The organism is Cyanobacterium aponinum PCC 10605 (genome assembly GCF_000317675.1).
GTDB lineage: Bacteria > Cyanobacteriota > Cyanobacteriia > Cyanobacteriales > Cyanobacteriaceae > PCC-10605.
In genome coordinates, this window is the sequence record NC_019776.1 from 2,066,103 (window position 1) to 2,087,234 (window position 21,132).

A 21,132-nucleotide genomic window follows, 5' to 3' on the forward strand; every position below is an offset into this window, starting at 1 on the left:
TAAAATTTTATTAATTAATAAATTCTATAAACTTATTTTGCTATATTTTTCTAGTTTAAACTGAATAAATATAGTTTAAATAATCGTATTTTTTTGTTAACGCAATTTATATTTATAATCTATAAAACTAATTTTGATAATCCTAGAAAGATATTACTTTTTTCTTGAAACTTGAATTAAAATCGACAAATTGACTCAAAAAAGCTCTTTTTTATCGGATATGAATTGGATATTAATTAAAATTTTTACTTTTTGGAGGAATATTTAAGAATAAATTAGAGAAAAGAAATTTGAATAAAAAATGAAATATAAGTAAGATAGAAAAAACGTAAAGAATCAAAAATAGTAAAAATAATGTTTGACAATTCTTTATTGAATCCGTCTTTTAAGACAGTAAATATTCTCGCTCAGATTGAAAACCCCATAAACACATTCTCCTTAGATGGGGCATTGGGAGAAAATCTGATTGTCATAGCAAAAGCCCTTTTAATTCTGGTAATAGGTTTGATTTTTGCCAGTCTTTTTAAAGGGCAAGTAAAAAAATGGTTACACAAAACTGAAATCGACAATAAAATTGCCGCTTGGATTACTAATAGCGAAGACCCTTCTTCTTTACCGATTGAACAATGGATTGGAGAAATAGTCGGTTGGATTATTAGTTTATTCGTTATTGTTGCTTTTCTTAACGCTTTAGATTTAGAAGTTGTTTCTCAACCTTTAAATGCCTTACTACAGGAAATAACTCAGTTTTTGCCTCGTATAGGGGGAGCAGTTTTATTGCTTGCATTGGCTTGGGCATTAGCCACAGTGATTAAACTTTTAGTGGTGAGTGCTTTAGGCAAACTAGAAGTAGATAAACGTTTGAATCAACAGATACAAGGGGAAAATTCAGAAACAGAAACTATTGCTTTAAGCGAAACAATTGGTAACGCCCTTTACTGGTTCATTTATCTTTTATTTTTACCTGCTCTTTTAGGTGTTTTAAGGTTAGAGGGAACTTTACGTCCTTTAGAAGAGTTAGTTAATGAAATTGTTGGCATTTTACCCAATGTTTTTGCGGCGATAATTATTGCGGCCATTGGTTGGGTAATTGCACAAATCATTAAAAAGGTTGTAACAAATCTGTTAATGGCTAGTGGTATAAATCAAATCGGAGAAAAATTCGGTTTAGGCAGAAAGGAAAATAGTCAATCTTTGGCTCAAATAGTTGGTTCTGTGGTGTATGTATTAGTCTTAATACCTATTGCCATAACTGCCCTTGATGCTTTGCAAATTGATGCCATTTCTACTCCTGCCACAGAAATGCTCAATCAGGTATTAAATATATTACCAAAACTTTTTGCCGCGATCGTAATTATTGGTTTGGCTTATGTCGCAGGGCAATATTTATCTGAATTAATTACAAATCTTTTAACTACTGTCGGATTCAATAATATTTTCATTTGGCTAGGAGTAACCCAAGAAAGTCCTCAAGCAGAAGAAACAGAAGAAGTAGAGAATAATATCCAAACAACTACCCAGCAAACTCCTTCTCAAATTGTGGGAGTTATCGTCTTAGTGGCAGTAATGTTAGTTGCATCTTTAACAGCAGTCGACATTTTGGAAATAGATGCCCTTAGAAGCGTTGTGGCTTTTATTCTGGTTCTTTCAGGACAAATTTTAGCGGGGTTATTGGTTTTTGCCATTGGCTTATACTTTGCCAATTTAGTATTCAGATTAATTGCTAACTCTGGCACTAATCAGTCGAATTTTCTTGCCCAAACGGCTCGTATTGCTATTATTGTCATGGTTTCAGCTATGGCTTTAGAAAGAATCGGCATTGCCCCAAATATTGTTAATCTCGCTTTTGGCTTATTAACTGGTGGTATTGCAGTTGCGATCGCACTTGCTTTTGGTTTAGGAGGCAGAGAAGTGGCAGGAAAGGTTTTAGAGGATTGGGTGAATAATTTTAAAAAGTAGTAGTTTAGTAACCTCAGTTCGATTTAAGAATATCCGATAAGGTTAGGTGTCAGGTTGCAGGTGTTAGGGAGATGGGGAGATGAGGGGATGAGGGGATGAGGGGAGAGGGAGAAACAAGTAATGAGTTAGTTAGGGGCGAATGGCCATTCGCCCGTACAGGAGTTAAGGGTTTTTAATTCTTAATTCTTAATTCTTAATTATCAACTATTCACTATTCGCTATTTACCTTTGCCCCCTGCCCCTTGCCCTTTTCCCCTTAATCATCCTTGATAGCCCTGTAAATTTTCAGGCTCAAAAACTTTTAAAATTCTAGTAGCCTGATTTTTGGTCATTTGATCTCCTTCAACAATGATTAAATACTTACCCTGATTAAGACGATTACGATAAGGTAGAGCATCACCACTACCCTCTGCTAAACCGATACTTCCCCCCACAAAAAAACTACCCATAGCACCACCGATCGCACCTAAAAAACCACCTATAATATGGTTAAAAGGTTCACCAGCCCAACCAAAGGTATCAATACTGGTAATGGCATCAAAAGTATAGCCACCAAAAAAACCAAACGGCACTAACCAATAAGCCATTCTAATGGCATTTTTACGCCCCTCATCTTCAGGTTTAATTAAACCAAACTCATCGGCACTTTTATAACCTTTTCCTAAAATTGATATTTGTTTTGTGGGAATACCCGCTTTTTCAAGCGCAGTGTAAGCATCTTCTGCTTGGATGCGATCGGACAATACAGCAACTAAGTAATTCATGTTTTTAATTAATAATTAACAATTGAGAGGTGTCAGGTTTCAGATTTTATTTAATTCTCCTTACTCATGTACGGGCAAACGGCCGTTCGCCCCTACTCATTACTCCTTACTCAAAATTAACTTGCCCGTTTGTAAGCCTCGTCTAATACCTCCGATAAGGTAGGATGGGCATGAACATTAAAGGCTAATTCATGAACGGTTTGACGAGATGCGATCGCATTTGCCGCTTCTTGAATTAAATCCGAGGCGTGAATACCAATAATATGGACTCCGAGTAATTCCCCTGTATCTTTGCGGAAAATAATTTTAGCGATCCCGTCTGTTTCTTTCTCTGCTAAGGCTTTAGAATTGCCCTTAAAGTAGGTTCTAGCGGTGGCTACCTCAAAACCATAATTTTTGCCTAATTCCTTGGCTTGAGGCTCATTTAAGCCCACATAGCTAATTTCGGGATGAGTAAAAGCGGCGGCGGGAATACTACGATAATCAATGGTTTTGTCTCTACCGCACATATTTTCTACAGCAATGATACCCTGTCCTGATGCGGCATGGGCTAACATCATTTTACCATTAGCGTCACCGACTGCCCATAAATGGGGTACAACTTTACCATCTTTTAACACTTGCATTTTATCGTTGACGGGAATAAAGCCCCTTTCGGTTTCAATGCCGAGATTTTCTAAACCGAGGTTTTTGGTGGCAGGAATGCGCCCTGTGGCTACTAAACAAGCGTCAACCTCCAATACATCAACTATTTCTTTGGTTTTAGCGTCTGTTAATTCTATTTTTACTGGATTTCCGGGGGTAATTTTGGTGGCAAATACGCCTGTGTAGGTTTCAATGTCACGGCTATTAATTAATACTCTTTCAGCAATTTTAGCAATATCAGGATCAAAGGTAGGCATTAATTGATCCATGGCTTCAATCATGGTAATTTCTGAACCTAAAGCAGTGTAAACATCAGCAAATTCTAAACCAATATAACCACTACCGATAATAGCAATCCACTGAGGCAAAGACTCTAATTTTACCGCTTGATCGCTAGTATAAACGGTTTTTCCGTCCACTTCTACCCCTCTAGGCACAAAAGGCACTGAACCCGGACACAACATAATATCTTTCGCTGTGATGACTTTCTCTGAACCATCATCCCCGATAACGATAACTTTTTGAGATTCAGCTACTTTACCCCAACCTCTGATAATATCTACTTTCAAACGGCTTAAGCTATTAGTTAAATCTGATTGAATTTTACTAACTAAATCATTAGCATGAGATGCGATCGCACCTCTATCAAAACTAACACCGCCGACAGTAACCCCCATAGACTGTAAATGTTCAGTTTCTCTTAACTCTCTTACTTTTCCAGAAGCGGCTAAAAGGGCTTTAGAAGGGATACAGCCACGATTAACGCAAGTACCACCCATGTCTCCTGCTTCCACAATGGCAGTTTTCAAACCGCATTTAACAGCGTGTAAAGCGGCACCATGACCTCCGACACCAGCACCTATAATAATTAAATCATAATTAAAGGATTTACTCATAATACTTTATACTTTGTTTCTGAAATTGAGAAAAATAAACTATAACCCTTATAATACCTTAGTTTGGGGATTAGGGGGATGAGAGTTCAGAGAGTTCGCTGCGCTCGTACACTTTTTTCAGTCGTGAACGGAGTTCAGAGTTCAGAGTTAATATAAAAAAGAAATTTCCCTCTAAAACCCTAATACCTGAAAGCTGAAACCTGACACCTCCCTTAACTTAACACATGAATAAGTGCGTAACGTCAGTTCTTAATTTTCAAAATAGCTTGATTAAGTTCATTTATTTTCACTGGTTTACGAATATAATCATTCATTCCTGCAAATAAGCACATTTGTTGATCTTGATCTAAAGCATTGGCAGTTAAAGCGATAATAAAAGGTTGTTTGATGGACATTTCTCTAATTTTTTTTGTGGTGGTTAAACCATCCATTTCGGGCATTTGTACATCCATTAAGATGATGTCATAAGTCTTGTTTTCGATTTTGTTTAAGACTTCTAATCCGTTTTTGGCAATGTCTGCACTATATCCCAATTTTTTTAGAAAGGAAAGAGTCACTTTTTGGTTAACAAGATTATCTTCAGCTAAAAGAATCTGGAGATTTGACGGTTTGATATTGTCTAAATTCTCAATAATACAAAAAGATTTTTTTGATGTTAAATAACATCTAAGAACTTCTTTTGCCCGAAATGTAAAATAAAATGTTGATCCCGGTTGTTTTTGGCGATGATAAAACCAGTTTTCTGGGGGAAAACCACCGATATTACCGTTACTTTCAACCCAAATTGTACCCCCCATTAGGTTGATCAAAGTTTTACTAATAGCTAACCCTAAACCTGTACCGCCATACTTACGGGTAATTGAATTATCTGCTTGAGAAAATGGTTGAAATAAATAAGAGAGGCGATCGCGTTCTATGCCAACTCCAGTATCTTCCACTCTGATCATTATTTCATATTCTTGCCATCCCTGTTGACTATAAACATTTTTTATATCTGCATAAATCTTAATGCTACCAACGTGAGTAAACTTAATACTATTACCCATTAAATTAAGCAGTATTTGCCTGAAACGAATGCTATCACCCAATAAATTAGAGGGAATTTGTGGTGCAATAAAACAAGAAATTCGGATATTATTTTTTTCTGCTTGGGGAGAAAGTAAATTAATAATAGTTTTAATGATTTCCCGAAAAGCAAAAGGACGTTCTTCTAATTGTAAATTACCTGATTCAATTTTAGAAAAATCAAGAATGTCATTAATGATAGTTAGCAAAGTTTCCCCACTATCGATAATAGTATGGACATAGGTTTGTTGCTCTTCATTCAGATGGGTAAGAGATAATAGTTGCGCCATACCGATTACCCCATTCATTGGAGTGCGAATTTCATGGCTCATGTTAGCGAGAAACTCACTTTTAGCTTTTGCGACAATTTCTGCTTTTTCTTTGGCTTTTGCTAAGTTTAACTGAGTTTTGAGGGCTTTATTATATTCGACTAAAATTTTTTCCCTTTGTCGTCTATCTTCCCTTTGTTGTTTACTTAAATCCTTTAACTGTAAATTCTTTGCTCTTAAGTTTTCATTTGCTAGAGCTAAATCTTTTTCCGTTTGATTTTTTTCATTTAATACAGCACTCAAAACCAAAGTTGTAATGGCAATACAAGCAATAAAAGATTGTAAAAAAAGTAAAGAACCTCTAATATTATCTTGAGAAAAAGAAGTATTACCGTTGAGAGTTGTTACGCCTAAAGTAATAGCAATAATTAAAGTTAATAGTGTTCCACCTAATTCCTGAAACTTAAAAACAGTCCACACCAGTAAAGGTATAAGTAAATATTCAACGTTGTAACCGATAGAAACATAATAAATGATAATGATAGTTAAAGCGACAATGATGACACTTTGCCAATAACAACGATTAACCTTCACCAAAAAACCTGAGAAATAATTATTCCACGCAATAATTAAAGGGGTAAAAACCAAAATACCGAAGGCATCACTTAACCACCAAGTTAAAGCTATATCAAAATATAATTCCCAAGGTGCTTTTCCTAATAGGCAAATGATTAAAGCACAGAGAAAAGCGACAGGTAAGTGACTCAAGAAACAACCATAGGCAATAAACTTAATGGTATTTTCTATACGACAAATAAATTGATAGCTACCAACGGATAATTGTATTAAATACACAGCCAATAACTTACCTAAAGTGGAAATTGCCGTGATAGTTAAAGTTAAAATTAGCTCAGGAATACCTAGCCAACTTTGATAAATCAATATTTCTGCCCCTAAAATGCCTATTAATAAAGCCCACCATAAAGAATCCCCCCAAATACAGATTAAACCTACTCCTACTCCTCCAGCAATCCAAATGGGAGTTGAACCTGTTTCTGGATAAGTAGTAAAGTAATCTGAAAGTATTGCTGTGACAAAATATGCGATCGCAACCGTGATATATTTCCAAACGGCGGGGAGTGATTGCCGAGACAAAAATCTATTCTCTGATGATTCAATAGATGAAAAATTATCGGGGGAAGGCATTATTAAGGGTTTTGTGACAAGTAATTTAATTAAAAAGATTAAAAATATAAAGATACACCTTTGCTGTCTCTATTTTAGACTAGATGTCAATTATGGCGAATAAACTTGTAATAATTTAAGTATTTTCCGTATTATTCTACGTAAAATTAACTAAGTAACCTGAGTTCGGGATAAATTTTCATCTATGAATGATGGCGAAAAGGGCAAACCCCCCTTATCTCCTCATCCCCCAAACACCGTAACACCTGAAACCTTCCATATTTACCCCGATTTGTTTTTGAGAATTCAGATATAATCTTGATTAATTAAACTACTATCCCTGTTTTGCAGAAAATCCCTCAAAGATTATGGAAAAAAAACCCCGACACCGAAAAAAAGTCAATCATCTTTTTAAATGGCTTTCCCCCGGAATTTTTGTGAAGCGTTGGCTACTTACGAGCATTATTGGGGCTTTTATGATTGCCCTAGGATTAGCTATTTGGAGTAACTTAACTCCTGTTTTTCGCATTTTTGAGTTTATTTTTAATACTTTAGATCAAATTACTAATTATATTCCTAGCCATATTTCTGGCCCCTTAGTTTTGTTTCTGGGTTTATTTTTATTATTGTGGGGGCAAACTCGCACTTTAGGTTCAATTACAGAGGTTTTAAAACCAGATAAAGATGAAGAATTAATCGATGTGCTTTGGCATTATCGTCGTTTAAATAAGGGGACAAAAATAGTAGCTATTGGAGGTGGTACTGGTTTATCAACTTTATTACGGGGTTTAAAAGAATATAGTGCTAATATTACCGCTATTGTAACGGTTGCTGATGATGGGGGTTCATCGGGAAGGCTTAGACGAGAAATGGGTATTTTACCTCCCGGGGATATTCGCAATTGTATGGCGGCATTGGCTGATGAAGAAAAATTATTGACAGAGTTATTCCAGTATCGTTTTACCGCAGGGGAAGGATTAAATGGTCATAGTTTTGGTAATTTATTTTTAACCGCTATGACTAATATTACTGGTGATTTAGAAGGTGCGATCGCAAAAAGTTCTAAGGTATTAGCGATTCAGGGGAAAGTTTTACCGGCAACCCTAGAAGATGTCACTTTGTGGGCAAGATTAGAGGATGGCAGAGTTATTTATGGAGAGTCTAATATTCCTGATGCTGGAGGGAAAATAGTTGAACTAGGATGTAATCCCACTAATCCACCTGCTACCCCGGCGGTAGTTAAGGCAATTCAACAGGCAGAATATATCATTTTAGGGCCCGGTAGTTTATACACAAGTATTATTCCTAATTTATTAGTACCTGAAATTAGAGAAGCTATTTTGAATAGCTCTGCTCCTAAAATTTATGTATGTAATATAATGACTCAAAAGGGAGAAACCGATGGTTATACAGTTAGTGATCATATTAAAGCGATAGATAAAGTGTGTGGGAAAAAAATATTTGATGCGGTTTTAGTGCAGGGAAGACAACCTTCTCCAGAGGCTTTGAGAAAGTATGCAGAAAAACATTGTCATCCTGTATATTTGGATCGGGAAGAGGTGGAAAAATTGGGTCGAAGAATTGTTAAAGCAAATGTCATGAGTGAGAATCGAGATAGTGCTTATGTTCGCCATGATCCTCAATTATTAGGAAAAGTTTTATTTCGTTGGTATAGTAATATGCCTAAATCAAAGTTTGTGAAAAATAGTAAGCAGTTTTTAATGGATATTTCCCGTCGATAAATTAGACTCACTGCCCCGCATAACTTAATCTAAGTGAGGGTAAGCAAGATGCAAAAAGGGGCTTAAGCCTCATAATTTTAATAAATGCGATAAAAAAATTATTATGGAATCATCAATTTATCCTATTTCTCCTTTAATCAAAATAACCCTTCTTAATCTTTATTTCGCCTTAACAATTCCTTTGCCTTTTCTGCTCAAAACAACTTCTCTCAATTTCCCTATTTGGTTACTTTCCTTACTCATTGGCTTAGGTGCGATCGCAATTTTTGCTATTTTGAGTGAAAGAGTCATCGTTGATAATGAGGGTATAGCCGTCACCTATCCTCAATGGGTAAAATGGTTATGGCGTAAGGGATGGCATTTATCTTGGAGAGAAATTGATAGTCTGAAAATGCGTACTACAGGGCAAGGAGGATTAGTCTATTATTTTGTCTCAAAAAATAGAGATAAAGCCTATTTACTACCGATGAGAATTGCTGGTTTTGCCAAAATGGTTCAACAGGTGCAGAATAAAACCAACATTGATACGACAGATATTCGTCCTTTAGCACAACCTTGGATGTATATTTTTTTGTTCTTTTTTACCTTTTTTCTCTGGTTAGTGGATATTTGGACTATTTATCAAATACAGTTTTCTAATTTAGTATAAATTAATATAAAAAAATGAATTTAATCGATATTATCAAAGAAGATTATCAAAAATTTCCTGAAGATCAAACCTATGCAATTTATGCCGAAAATGTCCATTTTAAAGATCCTGTTTATGATTTTTATGGACTAAAAAAATATCAGGAAATGATTGCTTTTTTAAGAAAATGGTTTAGTAATTTAAACTTAGAATTACATGAAATAAATCAAATAGAAAATCAAATTAATACCCGTTGGACAATGTCTTGGAATAGTCCATTACCGTGGAAACCTTTTATTTCTGTGTCAGGAAGAAGTGAATTAAAATTGAAAGATGATCTCATTGTTGGTCATTATGACTATTGGGATTGCTCTTTCTTTGATATGATTAAACAACATTTTATTTTTAAATAATTTTTATGAATAATAATTCTGATAATCAGAAAAATAATAAATTAAGCTCTGAAAAATACGCCTATTTAAAAGCAGAAGCCCAAGCCCCTTATAAAGGTTTAAGAAAGTTTATTTATTTAGGTTTAGGAGCATCAGGTGCGATCGGAGCTTTTATCTTTTTCGCTCAATTATTAGCAGGAAAAAACGTTAGTGATAACATTTATAATTTATTTGTACAAATAACAGTAATTGCTATTATGGTTTTTCTTTATCGTTGGGAAGATCGCAAAAAAAAGTAAAATATTGGCTCTATCACTTTGAGTATGTAAATTATTAGTTAGGGTAGGCAAGAGGCAATAGGCAATAGGGGATTATTAAAGAATAATTTATAAACTTTTAGTTTTTGTTTTACTATAAACACTATTCAATAAAGGTTATGAAATTTATTTTCTATTAATTTATTATAACCACTGTAGAAGAACCAAATATTTTTCGTTATTATCAATAGCTCTATTACTTTGAGTATGTAAATTGTTGATGTTTGGTAGGAAAGAGGCAAAAGTGTTTACTTAACTTCCCCTCATCCCCTCATTCCCCTAAAACCTGCAACCTGACACCTAATCTTATCCGATATTCTGAAACAGAACTGAGGTTATCTAAAAATTAGCAACCCTAAATTCTTTCAACTAAGGCATTCGGAAGAAACAAAAACTTGACGTATTAAATTATTTTACCGAATTTATGGTCAAATATGTTATAAATAAGATTAAATGAACCTTAAAAATTAAATATTTCACCTTAAAACTATGGGGTTGTTGGTAAGGATTCAGTTAATTTTTCCTTAACTATTAAGCTACCAACGTAAAAGTTTTAGCTAGAAATAAAACCACCAAAAGTAGTCGAGAAGTTTAATCTTTTAGGATTAAGGACTCGATAGTGAGCTTTGTAGTTAAGCCATTAGACGTTAAAGTCTATAAAGCTAATTGAGTGGATATTTGTCCATAAAATTAGTAACTATAATAGACAGGATATAAAGCAAAAAATCAACAGTAATTATAGTAATAGTTATAAAATATGTCCCCAACTTTACTAATATCTCGTGAAATCCCGAATTTATCTTATCATCCCACAGGCGATCGCTTCGATTTAACATGGGAAAAACCCCTTTCAACCCTTCTTGGTATAGGCAGGGCATCTGGTGCAGATTTTATCGAATTTTTCTTAGAAAAAGCTAACTATATCAGTTGCTTGGCAGAAGATGATATTATTACCAGTATTACCCCTAGACTTTCGACAGGGGCAGGGGTTCGGGTATTTCGGGGCAAACAAGACTGTTATGTAAGTACCAATGATTTAACCTTTAATGGCTTAAAACAAGCCTTAGAAAAAGCCCTCTCCATTTTAGGTTTAACTATCCCCCAAGGTACAGCTTTTATTCCTGAAATTAACTTAGAAATATTTAGAGATTACGCTACCGCCAAAAATAAAGATATATGGTTAGGTAACTGTAGCAATATGCAAGAGATGGGAGATATTCTCCTCAGTGCCAATCATCAATTAAACAAAATTGCAAATCATGTACAATCCCGCCGTGCCGCTTATTTTCGTGACTGGCAAGAAGTTTTGGTTGCTTCTAGTGATGGCACTTTTGCCCGTGATATTCGTTTAACCCAATCCGTGGGCTATAATTTATTGTGTGCAGATGGAGAACATCGCTCATCCATTGGTAAAAGAGATGGAGACACCAGCAACCCCGATTTTCTGAGAAACTGGAATTATGACACAGTAGCGGAAGAAGTTGCAGAATCCGCTGGAAAAATGCTTTATGCCGATTATGTGGAATCTGGTCAATATCCTGTAATCATGGCAAATCAATTTGGTGGAGTAATTTTCCATGAAGCCTGTGGCCATCTTCTCGAAACAACTCAAATCGAAAGAAAAAGCACTCCTTTCATGGACAAAAAAGGAGAGAAAATAGCCCATGAAAATTTAACCGCATGGGATGAAGGCTTAACAGAACAAGCATTTGGTAGTATTGATATGGATGATGAAGGAATGCCTCCTCAACGTACTCTTTTAATTGAAAATGGCATTTTAAAGAACTTTTTGGCAGATCGTGCTGGTTCAATTCGTACTAATCATCCTCGTACAGGGAGTGGTAGAAGACAAAGTTATAGCTTCCCCGCCGCTTCTCGTATGCGCAATACTTATATTGCTCCCGGTGAATATACCCTTGATGAAGTTTTTGCTTCGGTGGATAAGGGTATTTACTGCAAAAAAATGGGCGGTGGCAGTGTTGGCCCCACAGGAGAGTTTAATTTCGGCGTAGATGAAGCCTATCTAATCGAAAATGGCAAAATAACCAAACCATTAAAGGGTGCTACTCTGATTGGTGAAGCGAAAGAAATTATGACTAAAATCTCTATGTCATCTCAAGATTTAGGTTTAGCGGCAGGTTTCTGCGGTTCTGTGAGTGGGAGTATTTATGTCACTGTAGGGCAACCTCATATTAAGGTAGATTCTATCACTGTTGGTGGTAGATAGTTTTTTTAGAGGGCAAAGGGCATTAGGGAAACCCCTCTGTGTCTCCCCTTAAAAGGGGAGAAGGGCAATAGTGAATAATAGTAAAGTAAGTAACCCTGAACTCTGAACTAATTTCATCTGAAACCTGCCACCTGCAACCTGAAACCTGCCCTTATCCAATATTCTTAAACCGAACTCAGGTTAATTTACTAAACCAGAGCGTAAAGCATGGACGGCGGCTTGGGTACGATCGCACACACAAAGTTTAGCAAGAATACTACGAACATGGGTTTTCACAGTGCCGATGGAAATATATAAGTCTTCTGCTATTTCTGCATTGTTTTTTCCTGCAACAATTAACTCTAATACTTCCATTTCTCGGTCTGTTAGGGATGAATTGTCGATAATTTCCTGAGATTCTGGAGATAATGGTTCTATTTCTATTTTTTCTATATCTTTTGTGTTTAAATCTTCTGTTTTTTTCTGATAACTTTTTTTTGCTTGTTCTAAAATAATAGATGCGATCGCTGGTTCAATCCAACTATCTCCTTCGTGGGTAACTTGTATCGCCTGTTGTAAATTATCGATGGAAACGTTTTTTAAACAGTAAGAGTCTGCACCGAGGGCAAAGGCTTGTAAAACAGAATCTTCATCACTCTCTATCATTAAAACTATAAGTTTGAGTGGCTTCTCTTCTGAGGAATGAAATTTTTTCAACTGACGGATAAATTCAATTTCTTCAGTACTGAATAAAGCTAAATCAATAATAACAATATCGGGATTTTTTTCTTGAATAAGATTAAACCCTTCTTGAATTTTTGATGCTTCCCCAATGACTTTTATATGTGCAAAATCCTTAAGGGCGTTAATTAATCCAATCCTCGTTAGATCATGACTTTCAACTAACACGATGGTGATCTTATCCATTGCCACACTCAACGAAAAAAACAATTATAGCAATAAAAGATTAAAAAAGGGTAAAGGGCAAAGATGAATAGTGAATAGTTGAGAATTAAGAATTAAGAATTAAGAATTAAAAACCCTTAACTCCTGTACGGGCGAATGGCCATTCGCCCCTAACTAACTCATTACTTGTTTCTCCCTCTCCCCTCATCTCCTCATCCCCTAAACACCCTAAAACCTTTTAGAAAGTGAATGTAGTTCTAATCGTACCAATAACTAAAGGATCGTTATTAGTATTATTAGCAGGATTGGTCACAACAACAACCCCAGGGGTGATACTAATATTATCGTTGAGAGCATATTGATAAAATGCCTCTACATGGAAAGAATTATCATCATTTCTCAGTCTTTCTCCATTAACTCTGATATTACTCTCTGACTGCCAAGGTTGCATACCAACGATAATACCTCCTAAGTTACCCTCTTTAAATAAGTCGGGAAAACCAAGAGTGGCCGCCCAATACCAGTAGTCGGATGTGCCTCGCCCTACAGTGTATAAACCGTTATCAAAAGAGTTTAGGTTTGAAACTTTTGAGTAGCCACCCCATGCACCCAAAACAAAACTTTCGGCTAATTGCCATGACATGGTTAAAGAGTAGGTGTTGTGAGATGTATTGATGTCATCGTTAGCAAGGGCAATGGTTTCACTAAATTTACGGCTATTAGCTGCGATCGCACTTGTGTTATATCCATGTCCATAAGCAAAAGCAATACCGAAATTATCATTTGGATAGTAGCCCACTTGTCCTAAAAGCCCATAAGCACCGTTGAACAATCCCTCTCCATTTTGAGGAGAAGAAGCGTCAGAGGCTAAATATCCAACACTCCAACCAAATTGTCCAAAATTGCCCTCCAAGGCTAAACCAGACCCTTCTCCTTCGTAGTAAGCAAAGTTACGAGTACCAAAGACAGATAACGCACCACTGCCACCATCTCCATCTAAAATACTTAAGGTATTGGTAAAGTCGTCAAATGCACCCCCAGTGGCTTCTAACCATAAAGTAACATTGTCACTGATCGGGAAATTGTAGTTTAAAACTTCCACCGCTACATCATTATCATCGGGTTGAGCAAAGGCAAGAGTTGCTTGAGGAGTATTTGCCGTATCAGCAAAATCCGGGAAGTTACCAGTGGCTAAACGAGTATAAAGTAAATCTCTTCCTGTAAAGCTGGTGTTGAACTCTAAACGGGTACGATTCCCTAAAACTGGTACTTGTTCAATATTTTCGCTACCGTTATTTTTCTGCCCATTAAAAATACTAGCTAATCCGATTACGACTTCTCCTGTTAGCTTAGTGGTAGTAGAAAATTGATGATCCTCTAAGAAAGCTACTCTACCCTCTAAATTGTCAACTTTTGCCCCTAAAGCCGCTAATTCTGCTTCAAATTCGCTCATTAAACGCTTTAATTTCTCTATATCTTCCCTTAACACTGACTCACTAGAAGCAATTAACCTTTCCATTTGTTGCATACAAGCATTTAAACCGGCGGCAAATTCGTAGCGACTTAAAGCTCTATTTCCTCGGTAGGTGCGATCGGGATAACCGACAATACAACCGTAACGCTCCACCAAACTTCTTAAGGCTTCAAATGCCCAGTCTGTGGGTGATACATCTCTTAATTGTGAAACCGAAGTGACTTGATTTTGGCTTTTTTTGCTGTTTTCTTGATTATAGTTTTCCAACTGTTGCAAAATATCTGCATTATTAACAGGATTACTTCTCACTTGAGATGGAAAAAATGCGATCGCACTTACTCCCATTAAAACGAGAGTAGAAAAAAAACGATTATTCATTTTCAATTCCTCACACACAAAATTTTTAAGATTACATTTTTCCTTATTTTGTATATTATTACTTGAATTTATTTATTTTTCAATACCCAAATAGGGGATAATTTTGAAAAAATATTTTTAAGCAAAAACTATTACCTCTGAATCAATTGATTGTCTAATAATAATTTCAGACCTTTAGGCTTATATCTAAGTTTTAAATAAATATAAAAAAATAAAATAAAAATAAATTTTCTTATTACACTTTAATTCTTGAACATTTGTTCACAAAATAATATAAATAAATAATTATTTTCTATTGTTTAGTTATTAATAAAATTTCCTCCTTTTCCCTGTGAAATACAACGAGAAGTTTCTTTTTTCCAATATCCTCCATCAAACCAAGGGCAAATTAACTTAGGGCATTATATTATATTGATTAGTCAACTTGTTGAGAGCTAAAAAACTAACTAAATGCTTTAGCCCTATTAAAAAAGTTTTGTAATAAAAATGATAAAAACAAAAATAAAAATGGAAGGAACATGACTAAGAAACAACAAGTCAGATAACATATCAGGAAAAGGATAATTACTTTATTCCTTTTTAGTCAGGATTATTGCTTGATCTTTATTTCTTGTGGCAATATTTTCAGTGTGAGCAAAATATCTATCTATTGGTAATAAATATGTTTAAATCCCTAGTCTCTCGGAAACTTTCAATTATCGCTTTAACAGCCTTAGCTAGTTTTCTACCTATCAACTCCGCAAAATCAGTTACTTTTCAGGAAACAGAAGTCCCTCAAGAAGAATTTATTGCGGTAGCTCAACCCTACGGAGAAGATAAATATAATTTAATCGTCATCGAACAAATTCCGGGTAAAAATCAATGTTGGAATGAAACAGGAGCAAATCCCGTCAATGTAGATCTATTACTATTAAATTTTGATTTTAGTGGACATTGTCGCCGTAGCACGGACGCTAACGGTTATTCTATTCGTTATGACAGTCAAGATTACGGCTTAGAGTATATTCTCAGTCTAGTGGAAAAAGACGGAAATTTATTGTTAATGGGCTTAAATCGTCGTAGTCCGGGTCAACCTCCCGTGGTAATTGGCTCTGCAAAGGGAATCAGCGAATCTCCTATGAAAATTATTTTAAATCCCGGATGGCGTTTTACCAAAAGAACCTATGAGGGGAAAATACTAGGTCACGTTTATTTTAGCTATAATTCTGCGTCTGCACCCCAAGATGTAGTTCCCAATATGTTAGAGGAACAAAATCAAAATAGTGATCAAAATAATATTGAGTCTATTCTTGAACCAAATACTATCGAATCCACTACAGAGCCGATTTCTGAGGAAGAAATATTACAACAAGGCACAATACAAGAAATTGTTGCCCCTGAAGCAGAGCCTCGTAAAGAAATTGATAAATCAGGAAAATATCACAGAATTGAAGATAATAGTAACAATTCCACAAAAATTGACCGAATTGACGGAGAAGAATCTTCTTCTAACCGATATAATTTAGGTCAAACTCGTTTTCAAAGAATGAGAAACTACTAGAAATTATCAACAATGAGGAATTAGGAATTAGGTATAAGATTAAGAGGCGAAATGTTAGCAGAATAGAGATCTCCAGAAATACAGGCAAGATGCCTGTTTTACGGTGGTAAATTCGTAATTTTTACCAGAAGTCTCATAAATAAAAATGTTGCTTATAGCCTTTTAATCATTAAATTATTCATTCTTTAATTATTTAAAACCTGTCCATGTGGAAAAAATTACTAAATATTGGTGTCGCTTTTACTTGTCTAGGCTTATGCTCAAGCCCTGTCTTGGCTGGTACTGTCTTGGAAAGAATAAAGGAAACAGGGGTGATTCGTGCTGGTTATCGAGATGATACTCCCCCTTTTGCTTTTCGTAATGAGCAGGGAAAACCCGTAGGGTATTCTGTTGATATTCTTGAGTTAATACAGGCAGAGGCTCAAAAGCAATTAAATACACCAGTTACCTTAGAATTTGTGAGAATCAATCCCAGTAATCGTTTTGAGCAAATCCAAGATGGTTCTATTGATATTGAATGTGGTTCGACTACCGTAACATGGGAAAGGGAAAAATTTGTTGATTTTACGGTTAGTTATTTTGCGAGTGGCACTCAGATGATTGTTAACCGAGGCAGTGGTTTTGCTAACAGTGATAATCTAACCGGTGCAAAAGTTGGGGTTATTCCTAATACCACTAATGAAAAAGCGATGAAAATATATGCTTCATCAGCAACTCTTGTTCCTGTTAAAAGTGAGGAAGAGGGGTGGGCAATGTTACAGAAGGGCGATTTAGACGGATTTGCAGGAGATGGAATTTTACTACAGGCTTTGAAAAAACAAAGTGATAACGGTCAAGATTATGAAATTGTCCCTGAATTTCCCTACATGATTGAGTCTTATGCTTGTACTGTTCCTGAAGATGAGTCTCAATGGCGTGGTTTAGTTAATAAGGCTATCGTTAAATTTATGCAAGGTGTTACTACTGATACTCCAAGTGCGATCGATATTTATGAGCGATGGTTTGGACAAAATGGCAATACACCTTATCCTATTGAGACAATGGCGGATTATTTTCAGGGAATTATCAATGGTTATGAATGGATTATTATTGATGAAAGATATTAAAGGTCAAAGGGCAAGGGGCAAAGATGAATAGTGAATAGTTGAGAATTAAGAATTAAGAATTAAGAATTAAAAACCCCTAACTCCTGTACGGGCGAATAGCCATTCGCCCCTAACTAACTCATTACTTGTTTCTCCCTCTCTCCTCATCCCCTCATCACCCTAACACCTGCAACCTGAAACCTGAAACCTACCCTTATCCGATATTCTTAAACCGAACTGAGGTTAATTAAGTCTTTGAAAATTTAGCCAGTCTGTCGCTTTGTCTTTTGCTATGGGGGGTGAAAACAAATATCCTTGTCCTAGTTTACACTTTTGGCTAATTAACCATTGTCTTTGTTCTTCCGTTTCAATACCTTCTGCGATCGCGCGTATTCCTAAAGATTGAGCTAAAGCTAAAATAGAGCTAACAATTACTTGATTGTGGTTTTTAGAAGAAGAAAAATTCATAAAACTGCGATCTATTTTTAAAGCGTCCACGGATAATTGATGTAAATATCCTAAACAAGAGTATCCTGTACCAAAATCATCAATACTGATTTGAATGCTTCTTTGTTTTATCTGGCTTAATAAATTATTAGTGCCTTCAAAATCTTTAATCAACATACTTTCGGTAATTTCCAACACTAATGTATTTTGTTGAATGGGGTAAATATCGAGAATTTTGTCGAGTAAGGGAATAATAGATTCTGTGAGTTGTTGCACCGAAAGATTAATATTAATTTTTAAGGGTAAATTAAACTGATTTTGCCATTGAGATAATTGTTGACAGGCAGTTTTAAAAATCCACTCTCCCAAATCATTAATTAAACCAATCTCCTCCATTACACTGATAAAATCGCAAGGAAATACAATCCCTTCTTGGGGATGTTGCCATCTAATTAAAACTTCAAATCCTTCGGTAGTTAGTTTATCTAAATTAATAATTGGTTGATAATAAAGTACAAATTGATTTTCCTCTAACGCCTTTCTTAAATTATTTTCCAAATTTAGTCTGAGGACAGTTTGTTGGTGCATATGGGGGTCAAAAATGGCATATTTCCCTTTTCCTTGGTGTTTTGCCCTATACATCGCTATATCCGCGTCTCTGAGAACATCTTGAGGTGTTTTATGTTTATGATTACCAATGACAATTCCAATGCTACTGTTCGTAAATACCTGTCGGTTAGAAACCATAAACGGCGATCGCATCGAGTCTAAAATTCTTCTAGCAACTACTACGGCTTGTTCTACTTCTTTTATATCTTCAAGGAGAATGACAAATTCATCTCCTCCTAAACGGGCGGCTATATCTGTATCTCGAATAAAAGTTTGTAATAATGTCCCAATTTGTAATAATAATTCATCGCCAATTAAATGACCTAAACTATCATTCACTAATTTAAAGTTGTCGAGATCAAAAAATAAAAGGGCAAAGTTAGATTGAGCGTAACGACGATTTCTTTTTAAAGCTAAATCAAGTCTTTTGATTAATAAATTACGATTAGGTAATCCCGTTAATTTATCATGGAGAGCATCATGTTTTAATTGTACTTCCATAGAGATGCGATCGCTCACATCCCTTGATGTCGTTTGTATATAAAGTAAATTTCCTTGGTCATCATAGATTTTTTTGCTAAGGGTTTCTAACCAGATATAATCCCCGGATTTAGAAAGAATGCGATAGGTAATAGTTCGACTATCTTCATCACTATGGGTGGAATAAAGAGAACAATTATCATAAATATAGCTATGATCATCAGGGTGAAAAAGTGCTTCTAAATCTATTTCTTTTAACTCCGTTGCGGTATAACCCAATAAAGACTCACAAGAAGGAGTTGCATAAATCAGTTTTTTCTCGGCATTAAATAAACAAATTAAGTCACTCATATTTTCTGTGACTAAGCGCAAACGTTCTTCACTTTTAGCTAAATTTATTTCTGCTTGTTTACGATTACTAACATCCATAATCAAACTATCCCAAAGTACCGTATCATCATCTAGTTTTGTCGGTCTGCCAAAGCCTTCTAACCATTTTTTCTTACCTGAAGGGGTTGTAATTCGCCATTGCCAAAACCAAGGTTGTAATGTTTGTGCTGATTTGAGTATAGATTCCTGCATAGCTGGTATATCTTCTGGGTGAACCAAATTCCAAAGAATTTTAATACTATCGGTAATTTCTTCGGCTTTAATTTCCCAAAGTTCATAACATCCATCACTCATATAAATAACTTTATCAGTATAGTCGGGATATAAAATATAACGGAAAATCGCCCCGGGTACATTTTTCGCCATGTTGCGGAATCTTTGTTCACTTTCTTTGAGTGCCAACTCTGCTAATTTGCGATCGCTAATATCCGTTAAAGTTCCCACATAACCTTTTAAATTTCCTTCGCTGTCATATTCTGGTAAAGATTGAGTATAAACCCAAACAACTTTGCCATCACGATGCTGAAAACGGCATTCCATCTCAAATATAGTTTTCTCTTTGATGGACTTTTCCCATAACCTTAAAATGGATTCTTTATCATCGGGGTGAAAGGCATTTTTCCATTTATCTGCGATCGCATCCTTAAAGGAAATACCCGTTAGGGTTGTATAATGATGATTAACATAAATACATTGAAATTGATTATTAGTCCGAAAAATTCCCACAGGTAAAGAAGAAGCCAGACTGGCATAACTTTGTTGACTATCCTTTAACTTTTTTTCTAAAGCTATGCGGTGATTAACTTCTTTTTTGAGAGAAAAATTCCGAAGTAGAAGAAAAAATAAACCAATAAAAGGTAGATAAAAAACCAAATCTATTATTTCATTTTTAACAGTTAACCAACTAAATTTAGACTCTGGTTCTAACCATTTTTGTTTCGCTTGATAATAAACAGAATCCGCATTGTCTATTAATTTTTCTAATTGGCGATCCAATTTTGGTAATAGTGATTTCGGATCTTTATCTCTAACGATAAAATGTAAACGGGCTGGATTTAATAAAATATTTGTTTTTTCAACATTAAACTTAGTTTGAGCAATTTTCCCGAAAAGATGATTGATAATTCCCGCATCAATATCTCCCTTTTCCAAAAGTACGAATATCTGTTCAAAACTATCTATTTCCACCAGCTCAGAAGAAATACCGAAGGATTTCATGTATTGATTAATGTCTTCTTGTTGAATGCTATCTTTTAAAACTCCTACCTTTTTGCCGTCTAAATCTAATATTGTCTCTAACTTAAGACCTCTACGAGCATAAACCTGAGACCAACTAGCTACAACTACTTCATGGTTAAAATCAAAGATGCGATCGCGCTCTGGAGAATAGGCAACATCTAACATCAAATCTAACTTGCCCTGCTCCACTAAACTTAAACACTGACTCCATTCACAGGGAATATAGTTAATAGACCAATTTTCTTGCTTACCAATTTCATTAATAATATCCACCCAAAAACCAGAAGGTTTCTTATCCTCATTAAAAAAAACCTTTGGCTGATTTTCGTAAATTCCAATGGTAACTGTTTCACTGGGATTTTGTGCTAAAACTTCCGATATTTTTACTGGACAAAGAAAGACGAAAAACCCCCATAACAGTCTTGAATATTTCATTGATAAAGAAAGCCATTATAATTAAAATCTTTCCATCTTTAAGTATAAGTTATTTGAATTAAGTTATCTGAGCTAAGAGTT

14 protein-coding genes are annotated in these 21,132 nt (G+C 35.2%); 8 read left to right on the forward strand and 6 right to left on the reverse strand.

The window, feature by feature from the left end; all coding sequences use genetic code 11:
* Positions 1–354 precede the first annotated feature (354 nt).
* Entirely contained in the window at positions 355–1,959 is a 1,605-nt protein-coding gene (locus CYAN10605_RS08605) for a mechanosensitive ion channel (protein WP_015219554.1), read from the forward strand.
* A gap of 260 nt (positions 1,960–2,219) precedes the next feature.
* Here CYAN10605_RS08605 and CYAN10605_RS08610 read toward each other — a convergent pair whose 3' ends face one another.
* The 3 genes from CYAN10605_RS08610 to CYAN10605_RS08620 all read right to left on the reverse strand — a co-directional run bounded on the left by CYAN10605_RS08610 (position 2,220) and on the right by CYAN10605_RS08620 (position 6,753).
* Positions 2,220–2,723 carry a hypothetical protein gene (locus CYAN10605_RS08610; protein WP_015219555.1) on the reverse strand — a complete coding sequence of 168 codons (504 nt, stop codon included), beginning with the start codon at positions 2,721–2,723 and terminating at the stop codon, positions 2,220–2,222.
* Between the two features lie 116 nt (positions 2,724–2,839).
* Positions 2,840–4,264, reverse strand: a complete 1,425-nt coding sequence (lpdA, locus tag CYAN10605_RS08615) for a dihydrolipoyl dehydrogenase (RefSeq protein WP_015219556.1) — start codon at positions 4,262–4,264, stop codon at positions 2,840–2,842.
* Between the two features lie 242 nt (positions 4,265–4,506).
* Positions 4,507–6,753 (reverse strand): MASE1 domain-containing protein, encoded by a 2,247-nt coding sequence (locus tag CYAN10605_RS08620; protein WP_206536248.1) that lies wholly within the window; start codon positions 6,751–6,753, stop codon positions 4,507–4,509.
* Positions 6,754–7,151: 398 nt separating this feature from the next.
* Between CYAN10605_RS08620 and CYAN10605_RS08625 the strand changes: the two genes are divergently transcribed.
* The 5 genes from CYAN10605_RS08625 (at position 7,152) to CYAN10605_RS08645 (ending at position 12,089) form a co-directional block, all read left to right on the forward strand.
* A complete protein-coding gene (locus CYAN10605_RS08625; protein WP_015219558.1) occupies positions 7,152–8,525 on the forward strand; it encodes a gluconeogenesis factor YvcK family protein in 1,374 nt (457 codons plus the stop codon).
* A gap of 103 nt (positions 8,526–8,628) precedes the next feature.
* Positions 8,629–9,174, forward strand: a complete 546-nt coding sequence (locus CYAN10605_RS08630) for a hypothetical protein (protein ID WP_015219559.1) — start codon at positions 8,629–8,631, stop codon at positions 9,172–9,174.
* A gap of 14 nt (positions 9,175–9,188) precedes the next feature.
* On the forward strand, positions 9,189–9,566 hold the full coding sequence (locus CYAN10605_RS08635) for a DUF2358 domain-containing protein (protein WP_015219560.1): 378 nt from the start codon (positions 9,189–9,191) through the stop codon (positions 9,564–9,566).
* 5 nt (positions 9,567–9,571) lie between these two features.
* Complete coding sequence (locus tag CYAN10605_RS08640; protein WP_015219561.1) at positions 9,572–9,844, forward strand: DUF3493 domain-containing protein; 273 nt, start codon at positions 9,572–9,574, stop codon at positions 9,842–9,844.
* 775 nt (positions 9,845–10,619) lie between these two features.
* Positions 10,620–12,089: a TldD/PmbA family protein gene (locus CYAN10605_RS08645; RefSeq protein WP_015219562.1), complete on the forward strand. Its 1,470-nt coding sequence runs from the start codon at positions 10,620–10,622 to the stop codon at positions 12,087–12,089.
* Between the two features lie 180 nt (positions 12,090–12,269).
* On the opposite strand, the gene CYAN10605_RS08650 is transcribed toward CYAN10605_RS08645, so the two are convergent.
* Both CYAN10605_RS08650 and CYAN10605_RS08655 read right to left on the reverse strand, forming a co-directional pair.
* Entirely contained in the window at positions 12,270–12,995 is a 726-nt protein-coding gene (locus CYAN10605_RS08650) for a LuxR C-terminal-related transcriptional regulator (RefSeq protein WP_015219563.1), read from the reverse strand.
* Between the two features lie 217 nt (positions 12,996–13,212).
* Positions 13,213–14,832: an iron uptake porin gene (locus CYAN10605_RS08655; RefSeq protein WP_370670894.1), complete on the reverse strand. Its 1,620-nt coding sequence runs from the start codon at positions 14,830–14,832 to the stop codon at positions 13,213–13,215.
* Positions 14,833–15,487: 655 nt separating this feature from the next.
* On the opposite strand from CYAN10605_RS08655, the gene CYAN10605_RS17815 reads away from it, so the two are divergent.
* Positions 15,488–16,366, forward strand: a complete 879-nt coding sequence (locus CYAN10605_RS17815) for a DUF3747 domain-containing protein (RefSeq protein WP_015219565.1) — start codon at positions 15,488–15,490, stop codon at positions 16,364–16,366.
* A 206-nt stretch (positions 16,367–16,572) separates the two neighbouring features.
* Complete coding sequence (locus CYAN10605_RS08665) at positions 16,573–17,472, forward strand: amino acid ABC transporter substrate-binding protein (RefSeq protein ID WP_015219566.1); 900 nt, start codon at positions 16,573–16,575, stop codon at positions 17,470–17,472.
* A gap of 222 nt (positions 17,473–17,694) precedes the next feature.
* Here CYAN10605_RS08665 and CYAN10605_RS17820 read toward each other — a convergent pair whose 3' ends face one another.
* Positions 17,695–21,051 carry an EAL domain-containing protein gene (locus CYAN10605_RS17820; protein WP_015219567.1) on the reverse strand — a complete coding sequence of 1,119 codons (3,357 nt, stop codon included), beginning with the start codon at positions 21,049–21,051 and terminating at the stop codon, positions 17,695–17,697.
* Positions 21,052–21,132 lie beyond the last annotated feature (81 nt).